We start from the raw sequence: 16,792 nt of genomic DNA, 5'->3' as shown, positions 1-16,792 counted from the left end.
ACAAATTCAACGACACCGCTGCGAGGGAGGTTATGAGGGGGACTTGCCTGAGAAGATGACGAGGCTTCTGGTCCCTGGCCCTGATGACTCTCCGTTGGTGGACTGAGTCCTGACGAAGAGTGGTCTACTTTTTTGTCAGGGACTCTACCGCCCTCCGTATTCCTTTGACGACATCCAAGAATGCCTCATCGCGATCAGCCCATTTCGTCACGGGCTTGGCATCTTTAGGGAGTATCTTCAGCTTACTGAAGGGTGACCCTTTCCAGTCACAGGGACGCAGAATAATAGGGATGACTCGGGCTGTGCCTTCGTTATGGCGGTCTATCGCTCGTTGCATCTCAATGTCGTAGCAATAGTCAGAGGCCATAAAGGGTGGGCTGACCAGTAGCAGAATGATTTGAGCGGACTCCAGATGGCCTTTGATTTGAGCTTCCCATTCTTCCCCTGCTTCAATCGCCCGATCATGCCAAGCAGCAATTTTCCCCTGTCGTTTCAGATTGGAAAGATGGATGTCTAACTCTTCTCGTAAATCATCGTCTTTATGGGAATAGGAAATAAAGACCTCTAAGGGTCCATCGGCGTCTGGAGTCATGGGAGAAGGCGCGGGTGTTGGAGGAGTTTGAGCATTGGGTTGATCCTGATCCTTAGTTTCCTCAGTAATGGGCTTTTTAATCAGAACGGGGGTGAGATGTTCTTCAATGCCTTCCATGCGGATAGCGGCACAGCCCAACTTAAAGGCAAACTCCACATCTCGACCAGAGCCCAGGGCATCATAGAATCCCACGGCAAAGGAGATCGCCGCTTTATCCCCAATCGCCCGTTTCATACCGATAACATAGGGAATATGTTCCGAGATGGCCTTTGCTTGCACCTCGGTATAGCAGCCATTGAGGACTACGCAGCGCAGTTGATCGGCAAACAGGCTAAACAGGTCAGCAATCGCCTCACCACTGACCAACTGGGTATTACCACTGACATCCTCAAAGGCCAAGCCCTCATCCCCATTCCCATGGCCTGAGAAATGAACGATCTGGGGATTCAGATCTAGCATGGCCCGCTGAATATCATGGGGGCGAACCGCCAGGCGCTGTTCAAGCTTAAACTCATCTCGACGTTGAGCCTGCTGTAAACCCTCACCAATATCCCTTAACTCCTGATCCAATCGAAGAGTCTTAGTATCTTTGGGATTCGCAGCGAGAAAGAGAATGGTTTGGGCAGTCATGAGGGTAGGGCGGATAAATTCGGGCAGAAGATAGTGGAACACTCAATGATTGAATTGCGACGTCGATAGCCTTCGGTTGTGAGAGAACACCCCAAACGTTGAGGCAGGAATTGAAGGGATATTAGAACGGTTTAAGTCATGAGATAACCTCCCCGTCGTCTGAAAAGCTGGGGCCTTCTAGCCGCAGAAAGTAAAGCTGTCCCCCAGCATCTCCAGCAATGACGGTGCGACCATCTAGGGCAATCTCACAACATTGAAATGCACCTTCTCCCGTGAAGCTCATCACTTCCATGCCGGTCAGCAGGTCCCATGCCTTCAGGGTATGGTCATCAGACGCGGAGACAAGGGTTTGGCCATCGGGGCTGATGCTCACGCCATTGACAGGGGCAGTATGTCCGGTGAGGGTGCGCTGCTCCTGGCCCGTCTCCAGGTCCCACACCTTCAGGGTACAGTCCCAAGACGCGGAGACGACGGTTTGGCCATCGGGGCTGATGCTGACGCCAGTGACAGTGGAAGTATGTCCGGTGAGGGTGCGCTGCTCCTGGCCCGTCTCCAGGTCCCACACCTTCAGGGTACAGTCCCAAGACGCGGAGACGACGGTTTGGCCATCGGGGTTGATGCTCACGCCAGTGACAGGGTCAGTATGCCCGGTGAGGGTGCGCTGCTCCTGGCCCGTCTCCAGGTCCCACACCTTCAGGGTCTTGTCCAAAGACGTGGAGACAAGGGTTTGGCCATCGGGGCTGATGCTCACGCCAGTGACATAGGCAGTATGTCCGGTGAGGGTGCGCTGCTCCTGGCCCGTCTCCAGGTCCCACACCTTCAGGGTATTGTCCCAAGACGCGGAGACGACGGTTTGGCCATCGGGGCTGATGCTGACGCCAGTGACAGAGGCAGTATGTCCGGTGAGGGTGCGCTGCTCCTGGCCCGTCTCCAGGTCCCACACCTTCAGGGTCTGGTCCTTAGACGCGGAGACTACGGTTTGGCCATCGGGGCTGATGCTCACGCCATGGACAAGGGAAGTATGTCCGGTGAGGGTGCGCTGCTCCTGGCCCGTCTCCAGGTCCCACACCTTCAGGGTATGGTCACCAGACGCGGAGACTACGGTTTGGCCATCGGAGCTGATGCTCACGCCCTCGACAGAGGCAGTATGTCCGGTGAGGGTGCGCTGCTCCTGGCCCGTCTCCAGGTCCCACACCTTCAGGGTATGGTCATCAGACGCGGAGACCACGGTTTGGCCATCGGAGCTGATGCTCACGCCCTCGACAGAGGCAGTATGTCCGGTGAGGGTGCGCTGCTCCTGGCCCGTCTCCAGGTCCCACACCTTCAGGGTATGGTCACCAGACGCGGAGACTACGGTTTGGCCATCGGAGCTGATGCTCACGCCCTCGACAGAGGCAGTATGTCCGGTGAGGGTGCGCTGCTCCTGGCCCGTCGCCAGGTCCCACACCTTCAGGGTCTGGTCACCAGACGCGGAGACTACGGTTTGGCCATCGGAGCTGATGCTGACGCCATAGACAGGGTCAGTATGTCCGGTGAGGGTGCGCTGCTCCTGGCCCGTCTCCAGGTCCCACACCTTCAGGGTCTGGTCCCTAGACGCGGAGACTACGGTTTGGCCATCGGGGCTGATGCTCACGCCCTCGACATAGTCAGTATGTCCGGTGAGGGTGCGCTGTTCCTGGCCCGTCTCCAGATCCCACACCTTCAGGGTATGGTCACTAGATGCGGAGATTACGGTTTGGCCATCGGGGCTGATGCTCACGCCATTGACAGAGGCAATATGTCCGGTGAGGGTGCGCTGCTCCTGGCCCGTCGCCAGGTCCCATACCTTCAGGGTCTTGTCCCAAGACGCGGAGACTACGGTTTGGCCATCGGGGCTGATGCTCACGCCATTGACAAGGCTAGTATGTCCGGTGAGGGTGCGCTGCTCCTGGCCCGTCTCCAGGTCCCACACCTTCAGGGTCTGGTCCCAAGACGCGGAGACTACGGTTTGGCCATCGGGGCTGATGCTCACGCCATAGACAGTGGAAGTATGTCCGGTGAGGGTGCGCACTAATGCTCCCCCCGCTTGGTTGAGATGGGGGAATAGACACCGTATCCAGCATTCTCCCGGTCCCTGAGCTAAAGATTGAGTCAATGCGGTCACATGGGGTGAATCTTGACTCATCAAACGCCCAAAGAGCTGACTGGGAAGCTGCTCAGGATGCTGATTTAATACATGGCTAGATAACCGTAACCCACTGTGGACACTGTTGAGGTCTTGGTCCTTGGGTAAGGTTTCATAGTCCAATAGCAGGGCATTGATATCAGTGACTCCCAATTTGCGTTGAATCCAACGATAGTCCCAGAGTAATTGCCGTAACTCATCGGTGCGTTCTGCCTGCTGGAGGTGATGGGCCAAATGCTCAAAGAAATACCCGTCCTTCGGTCCACAATGCCATCCCTCTGGACAGCCCTGGTGATAAGCCTCCAGAAGTTGCTGATGCAATGCCTTCTGGTCGGCTTGCTGGGCTTGTAAATAATCCTGCTGTAAGTCATGGAGGCTGACTTGCCGCTGGGGATAGTCCCCCTCTAGCCGCAGCATGGCTTTACTCGATAAGGTGGTTAGGATTTTGCCCGCATCTCGCTCCTTTAATACTCCGGTATATTGCCATAGGCGAACAATGACTGCTTCAGGAATCAATTCATCGGCTGGAAACACTGCCAGTTCTTGATAGCGTTCGGCAGCGATGGGGTTGGTTTCTGCTAAGACCGTTGCACTGACATGCAGGGCTTTGAAGACATCGGGGTAGGAATAATGACTAAACTGTTTTTGGATAAATTCAAGATCTGAATCTTGTAAGGCACTGAGAACATGGGGCCAAGGGGTTAAATCTCGCACCATTGCACCACATTGGGCCAGGGCTAAGGGCAAGTTGCCACATTCTCTTGCTACTTCCTGGGCTTGGGAGGGTAGATCTGAGATGGGGACGCCCACCCAGGCGGCTAATAACTCCAGCGCCTGATCCTCATGGAGTACCGAAAGGGAAAAGTCAGTGGCCCCTAATCCTGTGATTAATTCTGAGTCACGGGTCGTCACTACCAAGGTACTTTGATGTCCCAGGACATTGAAGACGTCAGCATCCGCGATGCACCAGACATCATCTAGAATCAATAGACTTTGGCGTCCTTGCCATAGGGTTTGGAGGCGGTTTTTCCCTTCATTGATATCTTCAAATACCTGGCGTTCACCACAGAGGGCTGCTGCTAGAGCGATTTGCTGAGCCAGTAGGTTGGGTTCTATCCCCACGGTTAGCCAATAAATACCGTCAGGGAATGCCGATTGAACTTGAGGGTCACGAGCTAGGGCTGTGGCCAACACCGACTTGCCAATGCCTCCCATACCCTGAACACCGACGCGTTGCCCGGTCATGACGACAGGCTGGGCTAGATCCGTAAGGACCTTCTCTCTTAGGGCTTTTAGGGTCTGAGGACGCGGTAAAAAGTGGGGGGGTAACTCTGGCACTTTCCAGAGTTTTTCATGAGTCTGCTGTTCGGGTAAGGGGTGGAGGGGTGCGGATTGAAGGCTAGATTTTTGGACCAACACCGGGGTGAGAGATTCGGGTAAGCCTTCTATTTGAATGGCACTGCATCCCAACTTAAAGGCAAATTCAATGTCTCGGCCTGCACCCAAGGCATCATAGAAACCCACGGCAAAGGCCAGGGCCGCTTCGTGGCTGATGGCCTGCTGCATGCCTACTACATAATCAATATGTTGAGCGATGGCTTGAGCTTGCACCTGGGTATAACACCCATTCAGAATGACGCAGTGGATGTCCTCAGCAAACAGAGTAAATAGACCTGCTAGGGCTGCACTTGCGACAAGTTTGGGATTGCCTGCTTGATCTTCAAAGACGAGTCCTGCTTCTCCTTTGCCACTGCCAGCGAAGTGAATTATCTGAGGCGTTTCATCCAATAATGCCCGTTGAATATCTTTAGTACGTACATCCAGGCAGGGACATAGAGTGAACTGATCTCGATGCTCAGATCTGCGTAACCCGTTTTTAATGTCGCGTAATTCTCGTCCGACTTGTCGCAATCCATCAGGGTTGCTGGCAAGAAATAGAATGGTTTGCTGTTCTGGGCTCGGACTCGTCATTCAGCGTTAATCTAAGGGATATTTTGTTGTCTTTTTTCTATTGGGTTGAGCGTATAGAACTGACGGTCTGCGATAGATTGCTAATGATGACGGAGCGCTATTTTGAAATTTAATTTAATCCCATCTAGAATTATCGGCACTTTTGATATGCTTTACGCATTTATTAAGGATATTTCTGTAATCTAGGGCGTTGGTGGGGATGGAAATTATTGCCTCTTTAAGTGCTTTTTAATGGCTTACTAGTTTGATTTAGTCCTGTCAGCCCCTCGATTTTGATGATCTATTCAAGGGTATTGATCCAAAAGAACGAACCATGCCACTACCTCCAAACCCCATCTGCCTCCAATGCATCGACTATTCCCGGATGGAAGCAAAGCGGGTTCATGGGCCGCAAGGGGATGGGTGCTGGAAGGATAATGCCTGCGATCGCAAACGAAATCACTATCGCCACCGCAAAGAAAGCAATGCCAAGCGCCGAGGAGAATACGCTGACCAGAAAGCAAAAACAGCGCCAGCAAAAACCACTGAAACCTTCTCGATTCCCGTCCTGGCCCCACCCGTGGCTTTGCTCTATCTTTACAAGGAAAAGCCCAAGGATGCTCACCTCCATGCTCTGGCTATCGCTGTCTGGCAGGGGAGTGAGAAGCTAGCGGAAATTGAAGCCGTCCACTGTATGGGGATGACGAATACCCAAGTGAATCGGTATTTGAAGGAGGTGCTGAAGGTGCTGGGCAATCGGTATGGCATCACAGAATTTGAACCCCCGATCCGCATGGAACCGACCGAGTGTGAAATTGCGGAATGTCCACTGAAGGATAAGCGCCATGTTCACTCAGCTTGAGCTTGATTTTGCCAGTGCTTTGGCCTCTGCTTTAGACGAACCAGAGCAAGCTGATATTTCCCTGATGTGTGCCTCACTGGAGCAGCATCTACAGGGCCGTTCTCCCCACGAACAGCTCCGGGTAGCTGGAGATGCGATCAAGGATATGGCTGAGGTTTGTTTGCAGCGGGCAGAGCTAATGATCCAGGGTTGGGAAGACAGATACAACTCAGAAGGTCCAGTGTTGGATGAAGATTTCTTAGCTGGGATGATTCAGCAGACGATGTTTCTGGATGTCTCGGATCTATGTCGTCAGCCGAAGTCACGGAAGAGTCGCCAGGGGTTCACTGGGGTTCCTGTTGAGTCTGTTGTGGGGGAAGTTAGTAAGGATGCGGTTCTAGAGTTTGTCGATGAGCTGGAGTCTGGGGAAGCAGTTGCCCTGAAAGTCAGTCATGTAGAAGATGTGGGGGCATGGGTGGGCGCGATCCGAGAGTATTTGGAAGGGGCTAAGGGGGCGGTGTCGTTTGTGGAGCTGGTGAGGGGAGTTCGATTACCTTTGGTAGCGGTTTGGCTTGGGCTGCTATTGGGTGGATTTAAGATTGAGCAGAAAGGGGATTTTTATGGTCGATCGATTTTGTTGGACTATTCTTCGGGCTTTTCTGCTGACTCTTCAGAGGTGGTTGATAGTCCTAGTTGAATTTTGAAATCGTCGCTGTAGTGAGCTTGCTCCCAATTACTTGCTTGTTTGATCTGATTAGGAGTTATTTCTTTAGTCTCACGAAGATCTGCTCTTTTTAGGTTAGCTCTCTTCAGGTTGGCACTACTCAAAATAGCATCAGTGAGATTGGATTCACTTAGGTCAGCATCAGTAAGATCAGATTCACTTAGATCGGATTCACTTAGGTCAGCATCAGTAAGATCAGATTCACTTAGATCAGTACTGCTAAGGTTAGCACCGCTAAGGTTAGCACCACTAAAAAAAGCTCCACATAGCTTTGTCTTTTTAATTTTAGTACCAGAAAAATTTGTATTAATTAGCTTAGTTTTACGGAGATAGGCATTACTGAGATCACACATACTGAAGACAGTATTACTGAAATTAGTATCGCAAAGATCTACACCACTTAGATTTGAACCATAAAGAAACAATCCTCTAACTCCATCATTTTCAACGTTACGACGGCCGATAACATTAAGGGCAGATTGGATGTCAGCGTTACTATACTCTTCATCACATTGGCATTCAAGGTCACTTCCTAACGATTTTTCTCGAATAAAGGTTGTTAGTACCTCCATCACAGTTATTTGATCTTTAGGATGATCATTAGCAATACGGCCTAGTATATAAATTCCACCTATACGGGCCTCAAGCTTCTTAGAATCGGAGAGAAGTTCAACAGCTTTGCTAAAGCGCTCTGTTACCTGCTTACCCTCTGCAAGTTCACGATTTTTCTCAGCCATTTGCAAGTTCCTCCAAGCAAAGTAGCCTGTCAAAAGAAAGCCAAGTCCACCAAATGATTGAATGATTTTCAAGTAATTCTCACGAGTCGTATTTTCAAGCTGAAATAGTTTCTCGCGGGAAATCGCAGTATTCTCTTCCCTCTCGATTCGCTGTTTGAGCATGGATGCTTGACGCTGGGGTAATTTCCAAACTCCTATCAGTAGAGCGACGACGAGCAAGCTACCACAGACCAGCAAGGGTAATCTTGTTGGGTTTAGACTAGTTTTTTGTGAGGTATCCAAAATAAAAGATCGATTATTCCTATAGAGCCCATTTGAGATCTTAGTGGTTTCTATTTTAGCTTGAAAACGTTTTACAGCAGTAATTCTAGAGATTGTCAGGCAACAATTAGACCAAGCTCGAAGTCAATTGCTTAACCGGTTATGAGATCGCCATTTAAAACATGATCACTAATTAAGTTGGCGTCAATTATCCCTGTATTGACCGAACAATAACAAACACACTAGATCAAGTCCCAAATTAGAAAGGGAGTAGATCTAGTGCGTGGTCAACTTATTGAAACCTACAAAGTGGAAGTTTATAACCGAGCTAGAGACCAATCCTGTACCCAAGCTCAAGTCTCCACCATTGCTGGCATTTCAGAACGCAGTGGCCGACGAATAGAGAAAGGCCAGCACCGCTCAACCACTAAGGCACAAAGAACCTGGCGTACCCACAAAGATCCTCTTTCTGATGTGTGGGACATTGAACTGGAGCCAATGCTCCAAAGAGAACCCAGGCTTGAGCCTCTTACTCTGTATGACTACCTCCAAGAGCAATATCCAGGCTAATATCAAAGTGTCAAACGAACCCTTCAGCGCCAGCAATTCTCATTTTAAACAGAAGCTTATCCAGTAAGGCGTTTAGGGTTGGGATAATTAAAGGGTCGCTGACACCATCTGCAAAAAAGCCTAGAAGTTATATAGGGTAAGCTTTCTAGAGCTTAATATCTCTCAATACTCTTTAGCTCTCTGTAATAATTTAGATTCTGATCTAACGTATTTGCGTTGTTTCAGGACCCAAAAAGTGCTTGATTGCAGCTGGTGTCAGCAACCCTTCAATTGGGCCGAATGATAAGCTCTGCTGATGATCTAGAGGATTGCTAGATATTGGGCGTATATAGTCATAGCTACTAAATACACTTCAGTCATCACTAAAAACTTTGTAAGCAAAACTATTACACTTTTGTACTTTAGCGCAATAGTGCTATTGCTCTTTTTTAAATAAGTTTTGAGATTTTGTCAAAATTGAGCGTATCGTACCTGCTCTTTTTCTCCTAGCGAGTCTTGTTTGAGCATCACCTATGGCTGCATTCATTGCCGATGAATCTTGTTGACAGACATTAAGTGCGGCCTCAAGAAATGTTTCTATCGTTATTTTGTGTTTCTTACAAATAACTTCCAATTCTGCAAGGACATCCTCTTCTAATCTGACACCAACCTTTTTGTCAGCGATTGGTGGAAATGAAGCAAGCTCTGTTGATAAGTTTGCTTCTATATCTTTATGGGTATCGATCGATGGTGGTGGAGTCGAGTTGTTTTCCTCTGCAAGATTCTCGATTAATGCATCCTGTCGTGTTTCAACCTTGACTGAAGGAACTTCTGTTTCCTGGCGAATCTTATCTAAGAGACTCATTAATTTTCCTCCGTATTCAAGACTGGAATTGACTTCGCGTATTTTCCGAGTGAGGGTCTCATTCTTTCGATAAGACTCCTTAGCGGAAATTCTAAATGCTCATATCCCAGTGTTCCTGGTAAAGTTTGCTCGTCTATTGCACGTTTGTAAATATCACTTTCTAATACATGGGGAAGCATTAAATCTTTCCCAACGAGGACTTCCATGACTTCAATGTTGGTTCTCGTGACTTTAGTTGGGTTCAAACCAGTCCATTTCGCTCGAAAAGGTATTGTCCCAATTAATTCACCTGCAGGAACCATTGACTGACAAGTTTCAATTAATCCTTTTGTTCTTTTGAGTGATTGAACACCTTTAATATTAGCTTCGGCACAAATAACCCAGCAGTCGCCACTACCCAGAGAAGTGAGAGCAAGGTGTGAGCGTTCTGGGGGTGGGTCAATGATGATAATCCCAAAATTGGATGTGATTTTTTCTTCTTTCTTTACCTGTTCGCCAACTTGTTGAATTCGATTTCTTAGTACATTGATACTTGATGGTGATGCTGCTAATGAGTGGTTTGCATTCTCTAGTTCATCAGTAGATGGAATAAGAAAAATATTTTCACTTTCTGGAACAGCATGTATGGCTTTGAACAAAGGTAGTTTGTCGGGAGATCGCGTTAGAACTTCCAAGAGAGTTGGGCGATCTTCTGGGTCTACACCAAGAAAAGCTGTAAGACTTGCTTGTGGATCTGCATCCACAAATAGTACAGGGATGCCATAACTCGCTAATATCCTCCCAGTCATTAATGCAATTGTGGTTTTACCTTGTCCTCCTGCTAGCGCTAGAGGAACAAGAGTCGGTGCTTGTTTGGGCATTATTCTGCTTTTGATGAAAGGTACTTTTGCCTGATAGATGTCTAGATCAATAGCATTACTGAACTAATGCAGTATAGTGCAAAAGTAAAATAGTGCAATAAGAAGGTTGCTCTATTCCACTGTAATCATCTATAAAATTCTCTGAAATTATTGGAGATAAAGCTTGTTCCCTTCTGCTACACCTCCTTCAAAAATCTTTGAATCTATACAGTTAGGGGCTTTTAGCATAAGTCTCTTTAGCTAAATAGTAGTTTAGTGCAAAAGTAGTTTAGTGCAATAGAACTTTTGAAATAATAAATATTCGCACAATTTCACTATTAAATTATATTACTTCAGCTTAATTGTTTTTTAGTGCAATAGGACTTTAGTGTAATAGTGCTTTAAAGTAATAGTGCTTTAAAGTAATAGGTCTTTAGTACTATCTTAAAAGCACTATTACCGCTTCCCTCTCCGATAGTCCCACGGCATCACCGGATCACTCTGGCTCCAAAAATTCAATCTCTGAGATCTGGCCTCTTCCTCAGCAGCAACATACTGATCTGCTGTATCAGAACACCCATCCAAGTAACGGTGATACACCACGGAATATCCTTCACGGACAAGCTGAAGCCCAACCGATTTCCCCTCAGAATAGATCTCCGCCACTGTTCGACCATATTGATCAATATCAATTTCCCGAAGCTCGATTGTTGCTCCACTGGGTAGCAATACCTTGAGTCTTTGGCCTGCCTCCGGTCCATACTCCTGCGAGGACTCAGGCGCATCAATACATCCAACACGGACTTTGCTCGATGTACCGTCTTGAGATTGCACTTTGAGGGTATCGCCATCGCCAGTGCTGACAACCGTGTAGGAGATTGTCTTTACCGGATTAATGTCGTTGGTCGTGGTGCTGGGGGGTGGGCTGCATCCTAGAAGGAGAGGGGGAAGGAGGATAGAGAGTAGCTGTCTTAGATTTGGCATTGTCTTACAAACCTTGATCTCGTTCTAGATCCCTTAAGGCTTTATCTGAACACCAGGCTCTCGATTTGGTTGGATTATCCAGAAGTACGCTGACGATCAGACGCTCTGTAGATTCAGATCCAAGCCTCTGAATCAGCTTTGCTTCGCTTGAAGAGTAATTCTGCCATTGCTCCCTGCGTGTGCCTTTCTTCCCTTGGCTATAATCGATAACCTTACCAAGATTGCCTCGGCCCTGCATCCATTTACTCCAGTAAAGAATTAGTGCAATCACGCAAATTATCAGAATTATCCAGTTCATTAGCTGTAGTCAAATCAGGCATAAGTAAAAAAGCTAAGTCAGCTTCCAGTCTTAGTTTTCCTCAATTGATCGAATCATCCATCCAACCACATCTTTCACAATCGTAATGGACTGGCCTGCTATCCCCAAAACTTGCACCGCACTTCGGGCAGACTCCGGTGAAGTACGGATGATTCTTCAGCACCTCTGATCGCTCCACCGAAGTCAGATATCCTGCCCAGTCCCTGAGCAGCTCACCGTTTTCAGAGATTGCCCCTAATGTTTGCCAGTCCTCGATCACTTTCGCAAAATCGGGGCAAGGGTTTTGATCGGGACCACTCGGATGGATGGCACAGACAAGGAAACCTTCAGCGAGGTATCCACTGAAGAGATCGCAACGTTGGCAAGCGGGGTGGATCATTTATCCCAGCAACTTGTGTTCACAACAAAAATGGGGTTTGAATCCCTTTATTAGACCTCTTGCATAACTAAACTAACGATTTGTTATCCAAATCAGTTCACGGCATTTATAAAGTTAGTAGCACATCATGAAATGAATATTGCAAGAGGTCTAATTTTACCTGAATTATTTACTACTCATTCAATTATTCACTGTGTCTCTTAAGGACAAACTCTAGTTACAGTCGAGCTTCCGCGAATACCTTGACTTCCTGCATCTAAACTTTGTGCACACCAGCGGACGGTTGAGCCACCATCTATCTTCTGGGCTAGAGTAATTGTGCCATTTGGGGCCATTAGAACGACTTCGGAACCACCATCTATTTTTTGACCAAAGAAGATGTCTCCCGTTCTAGCTTCGACATGGACTCGGCTGCCACCATCTATTTTTTGTGAAAAGCGAACATCCCCCTCGGCGATAATGCGAATATTAGAGCTTCCGCCATCTACCTTGAAAAGATTCACATCTCCATTTCTCGACTGGACAGTTACGTTATGGCTACCGCCGTCAACCTTCTCAAGAATAATACTGTCATTACGTGTATGGTTAACGTCGGCGATACCATCAAATTTTAGTTCTTGTGCCGTTACTGCTGTAGCGATAAATGACAGAGCAGCGGCAATAAAAATGCTTTGTTTATTCATCATGTTCCTCATTTTTTTATCCTTACTTACTGAGTCCCGAGTAAATTTTTAGGTTCCCCTGATTAAAAAAATGACAGATTTAAGGCTAGGATTCTTTTAGGATTAGGCTACTTTGAGCTATATAAACCACATTAAAAAAAGCAATAGGAAAGCTCAAATAATTAACTTTTACTAGACGATAATTACGTTAAGGAAAGCCAGAAGCTACAGGGTGAGGGTCAGGTGGTAGAAGCGGCGGTTGTGTTTGTCCGCACGAGTCCGTTTAATGAGAGGTATTTGCAATTCTCCATTGCCAGCCTAAAACGATCTAAGCTGCGATTTCCCGCCATTTAGTATAAGAGTACTTACTATAGCGATCTGACGTGAGTTGTGAGAATTATATTCAACCTAAATGGATACTGGTAAAGATTTCAGCCTCTCTACATCTCACGATTGATTTCAGATTGCTATGTATCTACCAATTTTGGTCATCACAGCGATCAGATGTTGGATCTATTTTTAGTAGAGTCAGATTATTGAAAATTTCTAAAAAGCTATCTATGTATAAGTTATGAGTGTAGTTGGCGTCTTATCACAGCCTTGATCGTTTACGGTCTACAGAGAGAAGGTTATAAGTTCACTAACTTATAAAATAAAAACTGATGCTAGTCGAATAAAAAATCTTTAATTTTTTAAATAAATTACTTGTAAATATCAAGTAATTTGCATAAAATGCTGAGATATTACAGATAAATACATAACCTAAATATTCATTCTAAGATTGAAAAACTCTCTTTTTCTTTAATCTTTTACTAATTTAGGTAACCTAGGAGCATGAAATAGTGACAACAAGACTTCATTCACTAATTCAATCTATCTTAAAGAATAGTGAGGCTAATTCTGCATCAGAAGATCTGATTATCTTCGAAGAAATATCTGACTCTGAATCATCAGTTATTAAAGGTGGTGGTGGCGACCAAGTCTGTCCTCAATGTTCACATAGCTTAAGTACAGACTTTAATTATGCTCATACTCAGAATTCGTCCACTTGGATAGATAACAAGCATAGGTTCTTTGCTACTACTCAGATTGAGATATTAACACCAAAGGATTTCTAGCAAAAATACTTTTGAGGGAATTGACAACTTAACTACTGACCATCTTCCAGTAGTCATAACTCAGTGGAAAGATCGGCATATCTCTAGCGAAAGATAAATCAGAAACTATCAGGGCTGATTGCCCTGAACCAAGGAACCACCGACATCCTGAAAGACTGAGTAAGGCTCCTGAGCTATCTCAGTGACATCTCCTAAACCCAATCACCCCCAGACCCTCGCCACCCGCTCCCGATCCAACCACACCCCGATCATCTCCTCGATCCGCTCCATCGTCTCACCTGGCCGCAGACTCAACACCTGCAAAACATCGAATGTGTCCTCCAATTCCAAGGCGCACTCGAAACAAAACTCAGGACTTTCAAACGGAATTCTGATGAAGGGCTTGCCACTGCCCTCGATGGTGATCCAATACTTCCCTGAGCCGCTTTTGGAAACCGTCAGATACTCTAGCTGACCCTTTTGCTTGGTCTGCTGAACCAGATTCTTTTGACGCTTCTCAAGTGCGTGGAATTTGGACTCAAAAGCTCTAGACACTCTGGGGGGTCGGACTCGTCCTGGTGTTTGCCGAGCTGAATACCCTCGCTGCGTTCTCCGAGTATCGGTGGGTTCACTGCGGTCGTATTTGGGGGTGGGGTCAATGGTGCGATCATCATCTTCAGGCTGTGGAGTCGCCTTGCGCTTCACTGGCAGATCGTCTTTCCGGTCGATGGTCGGGAATGATGCCTTGTCTGGGTATGTGGGGGGTGCTTCGGTGTTTGTCGAGGATGTCACCGGGGATTCGGCTGGTGGCTTGGGCTTCAGAGAAATGAGTTGAGGTGGCATTGCAGATATCCAGTGCTAAGGCTGGTTCAGTGTAGCCTTCAGGGATATGGTCTGGGGGATTTCTTGGGAAAGCTTAATTTTGGGGTGGGGGCTGTTCTTCAGGGTTTTCTGTGGATTCTTCAGGGATGGCTGTTAGTCCTAGTTCGGCTTTGAAGTCATCACTGTAGGTTGCCTGTTCCCAGTTCGTGGCTTCCTTGACCTGGTCTGGGGTGATGTCTTTAGCCTTACGCAAATTAGCCCCATTCAGGTTAGCCCTATACAGGTTAGCCCTACGCAAATTAGCCCCATTCAGGACAGCCCTAATCAGGTTAACCTGAGTAAGGTTAACCTTACGCAGATTAGCCCTATACAGGTTAGCCCCACTCAAGTTAGCCTTACGCAGATTAGCCTCACTCATGTTAGCCTCACTCAGGTCAACTGTACTCAGGTTAGCCTCGCTCAGATTAGCCTCGCTCAGATTAGCCTCGCTCAGACTAGCCCCAATCAGGTTAGCCCCAATCAGGTCAACTGTACTCAAGTTAGCCCCAATCAGATTAGCCTCGCTCAGATTAGCCTCGCTCAGACTAGCCCCAATCAGGTTAGCCCCAATCAGGGTAACCTCACTCAATGTACATTCCAGAATTATTTGACGCTGCTCCAGAATTAGTGTCACAAAACCAGAAATGATGAAAATCATTGCTATACATGGATTTGATGCCCTATCGACATCTTTCCTTGCTAGTCAAAATTTCGCTAATTAAATGTCATTTCTTCCCAAAGCATTTCAAATCTTTCCACAATTAGGTGTCATCTCTTATTTTGCAGAAAACACTTGAGGATAAAGGTACACTGATTCCAGCTAAGCAAAGGATCTATGAAGTTTCCTAGAGTAATACTCAACCCCAAACAAAGGAATAACATCCTTGGGGCATTACTCATCATTGTATTTTTGTCTCTGTTTGGGAGCCTAAGATCAACGCTATGGCCCGGTGGCTGGGGGATTGAGAAAGGGAAGTCTGTTACAACTGAAACGGTTCAATCTGACCAAACAGATAAGTTGGGCAAGCCTGTAAAGACAACTAGAACAACCACATTTGACGATGGAAAGACATTTTGGGATTGGATGAGCCTTCTGGGAGTGCCACTGACATTAGCAATTCTTGGGGTGTTATTTCAGCAAATACAGCTAAAGCAAGCTGAAGCAGCAGCAAGAGAGCAGCGAGAGCTGGCTTCTGAGGAAGCAAAGGAAGAAATTCTTCAAGGATACTTTGACAGACTATCAGTACTCTTGGTTGACAAGAATTTGCTGGCTATTTCTGCAAAGGTCCGTGACACCAAGAGTTCAGGCGAAGGAGAATCACAACAACTGCCCGATGGAATACGGGAAGAGCAAGAGCTATTAGATTCTTCATTGGATGTTATTCGAGCCAGGACATTATCTATCCTGCGGAGATTTGAAGATGACTCAGTAAGAAAAGGTAGTGTTATGCGTTTTTTGATAGAAGCGCATATCATTAGCAGACTTGAGCTGAACCTCAGCAGTTCCGAGTTATCCAAAGCCAATCTCTACGGGGCCAATCTCTACGGGGCCAATCTCGAAGAGGCCAAGCTCTACGGGGCCAATCTCAAAGGGGCCAATCTCCAAGGGGCCAATCTCAAAGGGGCCTATCTCAAAGGGGCCAATCTCGAAGAGGCCAATCTCTACAGGGCCAATCTCAAAGGGGCCAATCTCAAAGGGGCCAAGCTCTACGGGGCCAATCTCAAAGGGGCCAATCTCAAAGGGGCCTATCTCGAAGAGGCCAAGCTCTACAGGGCCAATCTCGAAGGGGCCAATCTCAAAGGGGCCTATCTCTACGGGGCCAATCTCCAAGTGGCCAATCTCCAAGGGGCCAATCTCGAAGAGGCCAAGCTCTACAGGGCCAATCTCGAAGGGGCCAATCTCAAAGGGGCCGATCTCGAAGGGGCCAAGCTCAAAGGGGCCGATCTCCAAGGGGCCAATCTCGAAGAGGCCAAGCTCTACAGGGCCAATCTCGAAGGGGCCAAGCTCAAAGGGGCCGATCTCCAAGGGGCCAATCTCGAAGAGGCCAAGCTCTACAGGGCCAATCTCGAAGGGGCCAAGCTCTACAGGGCCAATCTCGAAGGGGCCAATCTCAAAGGGGCCGATCTCGAAGGGGCCAATCTCAAAGGGGCCGATCTCAAAGGGGCCGATCTCAAAGGGGCCGATCTCAAAGGGGTGCTAGAAATCACACCAGCACAAGTAAAAGCAGCTTTGAACTGGCAGATAGCCACCTATTCAGATCCGTTTCGCCAAAAACTAGGACTTCCCAAAGCCAAAAATCCTTCATCTTCATAGGAAGGGGTATGGCAACTCTACCAA

General features: G+C 47.4%; 14 protein-coding genes. 4 read left to right on the top strand and 10 right to left on the bottom strand.

All coding sequences use genetic code 11. The features are described from left to right. Positions 1-124: 124 nt before the first annotated feature. On the bottom strand, positions 125-1,222 hold the full coding sequence (locus I1H34_RS28310; RefSeq protein WP_212666715.1) for a TIR domain-containing protein: 1,098 nt from the start codon (positions 1,220-1,222) through the stop codon (positions 125-127). A gap of 136 nt (positions 1,223-1,358) precedes the next feature. After that, positions 1,359-5,357, bottom strand: a complete 3,999-nt coding sequence (locus I1H34_RS28305) for an NB-ARC domain-containing protein (RefSeq protein ID WP_212666687.1) — start codon at positions 5,355-5,357, stop codon at positions 1,359-1,361. 313 nt (positions 5,358-5,670) lie between these two features. On the opposite strand from I1H34_RS28305, the gene I1H34_RS28300 reads away from it, so the two are divergent. Continuing rightward, positions 5,671-6,198 carry a hypothetical protein gene (locus I1H34_RS28300; protein ID WP_212666686.1) on the top strand — a complete coding sequence of 176 codons (528 nt, stop codon included), beginning with the start codon at positions 5,671-5,673 and terminating at the stop codon, positions 6,196-6,198. Beyond that, on the top strand, positions 6,182-6,874 hold the full coding sequence (locus I1H34_RS28295; RefSeq protein WP_212666685.1) for a hypothetical protein: 693 nt from the start codon (positions 6,182-6,184) through the stop codon (positions 6,872-6,874). Before I1H34_RS28300 ends, I1H34_RS28295 begins: the two co-directional genes overlap by 17 nt. Here I1H34_RS28295 and I1H34_RS28290 read toward each other — a convergent pair. Beyond that, the gene (locus tag I1H34_RS28290) at positions 6,820-7,800 is read right to left on the bottom strand and encodes a pentapeptide repeat-containing protein (protein WP_212666684.1); all 981 of its coding nucleotides are present in this window, start codon (positions 7,798-7,800) and stop codon (positions 6,820-6,822) included. The two genes, I1H34_RS28295 and I1H34_RS28290, sit on opposite strands and share 55 nt — an antisense overlap. 378 nt (positions 7,801-8,178) lie before the next feature. Between I1H34_RS28290 and I1H34_RS28285 the strand changes: the two genes are divergently transcribed. Beyond that, entirely contained in the window at positions 8,179-8,469 is a 291-nt protein-coding gene (locus I1H34_RS28285) for a hypothetical protein (protein WP_212666683.1), read from the top strand. 415 nt (positions 8,470-8,884) lie between these two features. Here the strand turns inward: I1H34_RS28285 and I1H34_RS28280 are convergent, their stop codons facing one another. From I1H34_RS28280 to I1H34_RS28250, 7 genes are all read right to left on the bottom strand, one after another. After that, positions 8,885-9,313 (bottom strand): hypothetical protein, encoded by a 429-nt coding sequence (locus tag I1H34_RS28280; RefSeq protein WP_212666682.1) that lies wholly within the window; start codon positions 9,311-9,313, stop codon positions 8,885-8,887. Then, positions 9,313-10,173, bottom strand: a complete 861-nt coding sequence (locus I1H34_RS28275) for a ParA family protein (RefSeq protein ID WP_212666681.1) — start codon at positions 10,171-10,173, stop codon at positions 9,313-9,315. The genes I1H34_RS28280 and I1H34_RS28275 overlap by 1 nt, the downstream gene beginning before the upstream one ends. A 435-nt stretch (positions 10,174-10,608) precedes the next feature. Continuing rightward, a complete protein-coding gene (locus I1H34_RS28270; protein ID WP_212666680.1) occupies positions 10,609-11,136 on the bottom strand; it encodes a thermonuclease family protein in 528 nt (175 codons plus the stop codon). Positions 11,137-11,495: 359 nt separating this feature from the next. Continuing rightward, on the bottom strand, positions 11,496-11,834 hold the full coding sequence (locus tag I1H34_RS28265) for a hypothetical protein (protein ID WP_249370261.1): 339 nt from the start codon (positions 11,832-11,834) through the stop codon (positions 11,496-11,498). 200 nt (positions 11,835-12,034) lie between these two features. After that, the gene (locus tag I1H34_RS28260) at positions 12,035-12,520 is read right to left on the bottom strand and encodes a hypothetical protein (protein WP_212666489.1); all 486 of its coding nucleotides are present in this window, start codon (positions 12,518-12,520) and stop codon (positions 12,035-12,037) included. A 1,295-nt stretch (positions 12,521-13,815) separates the two neighbouring features. Beyond that, on the bottom strand, positions 13,816-14,436 hold the full coding sequence (locus I1H34_RS28255) for a hypothetical protein (protein WP_212666679.1): 621 nt from the start codon (positions 14,434-14,436) through the stop codon (positions 13,816-13,818). 73 nt (positions 14,437-14,509) lie between these two features. Continuing rightward, positions 14,510-15,088 carry a pentapeptide repeat-containing protein gene (locus I1H34_RS28250; protein ID WP_249370260.1) on the bottom strand — a complete coding sequence of 193 codons (579 nt, stop codon included), beginning with the start codon at positions 15,086-15,088 and terminating at the stop codon, positions 14,510-14,512. 201 nt (positions 15,089-15,289) lie between these two features. Between I1H34_RS28250 and I1H34_RS28245 the strand changes: the two genes are divergently transcribed. After that, positions 15,290-16,768, top strand: coding sequence for a pentapeptide repeat-containing protein (locus I1H34_RS28245; RefSeq protein ID WP_212666677.1), 1,479 nt, complete (start codon positions 15,290-15,292; stop codon positions 16,766-16,768). Positions 16,769-16,792 lie beyond the last annotated feature (24 nt).

The organism is Acaryochloris marina S15 (assembly GCF_018336915.1).
GTDB lineage: Bacteria > Cyanobacteriota > Cyanobacteriia > Thermosynechococcales > Thermosynechococcaceae > Acaryochloris > Acaryochloris marina_A.
This window is presented reverse-complemented; position numbering and strand designations above follow the sequence as displayed.

Coding starts and splice junctions, on each gene's coding strand:
- I1H34_RS28260 (WP_212666489.1), bottom strand. CDS start 12,520: ATGATGAATAAACAAAGCATTTTTATTGCCGCTGCTCTGTCATTTATC.
- I1H34_RS28255 (WP_212666679.1), bottom strand. CDS start 14,436: ATGCCACCTCAACTCATTTCTCTGAAGCCCAAGCCACCAGCCGAATCC.
- I1H34_RS28290 (WP_212666684.1), bottom strand. CDS start 7,800: ATGCTCAAACAGCGAATCGAGAGGGAAGAGAATACTGCGATTTCCCGC.
- I1H34_RS28265 (WP_249370261.1), bottom strand. CDS start 11,834: ATGATCCACCCCGCTTGCCAACGTTGCGATCTCTTCAGTGGATACCTC.
- I1H34_RS28300 (WP_212666686.1), top strand. CDS start 5,671: ATGCCACTACCTCCAAACCCCATCTGCCTCCAATGCATCGACTATTCC.
- I1H34_RS28305 (WP_212666687.1), bottom strand. CDS start 5,357: ATGACGAGTCCGAGCCCAGAACAGCAAACCATTCTATTTCTTGCCAGC.
- I1H34_RS28270 (WP_212666680.1), bottom strand. CDS start 11,136: ATGCCAAATCTAAGACAGCTACTCTCTATCCTCCTTCCCCCTCTCCTT.
- I1H34_RS28245 (WP_212666677.1), top strand. CDS start 15,290: ATGAAGTTTCCTAGAGTAATACTCAACCCCAAACAAAGGAATAACATC.
- I1H34_RS28310 (WP_212666715.1), bottom strand. CDS start 1,222: ATGACTGCCCAAACCATTCTCTTTCTCGCTGCGAATCCCAAAGATACT.
- I1H34_RS28275 (WP_212666681.1), bottom strand. CDS start 10,173: ATGCCCAAACAAGCACCGACTCTTGTTCCTCTAGCGCTAGCAGGAGGA.
- I1H34_RS28295 (WP_212666685.1), top strand. CDS start 6,182: ATGTTCACTCAGCTTGAGCTTGATTTTGCCAGTGCTTTGGCCTCTGCT.
- I1H34_RS28280 (WP_212666682.1), bottom strand. CDS start 9,313: ATGAGTCTCTTAGATAAGATTCGCCAGGAAACAGAAGTTCCTTCAGTC.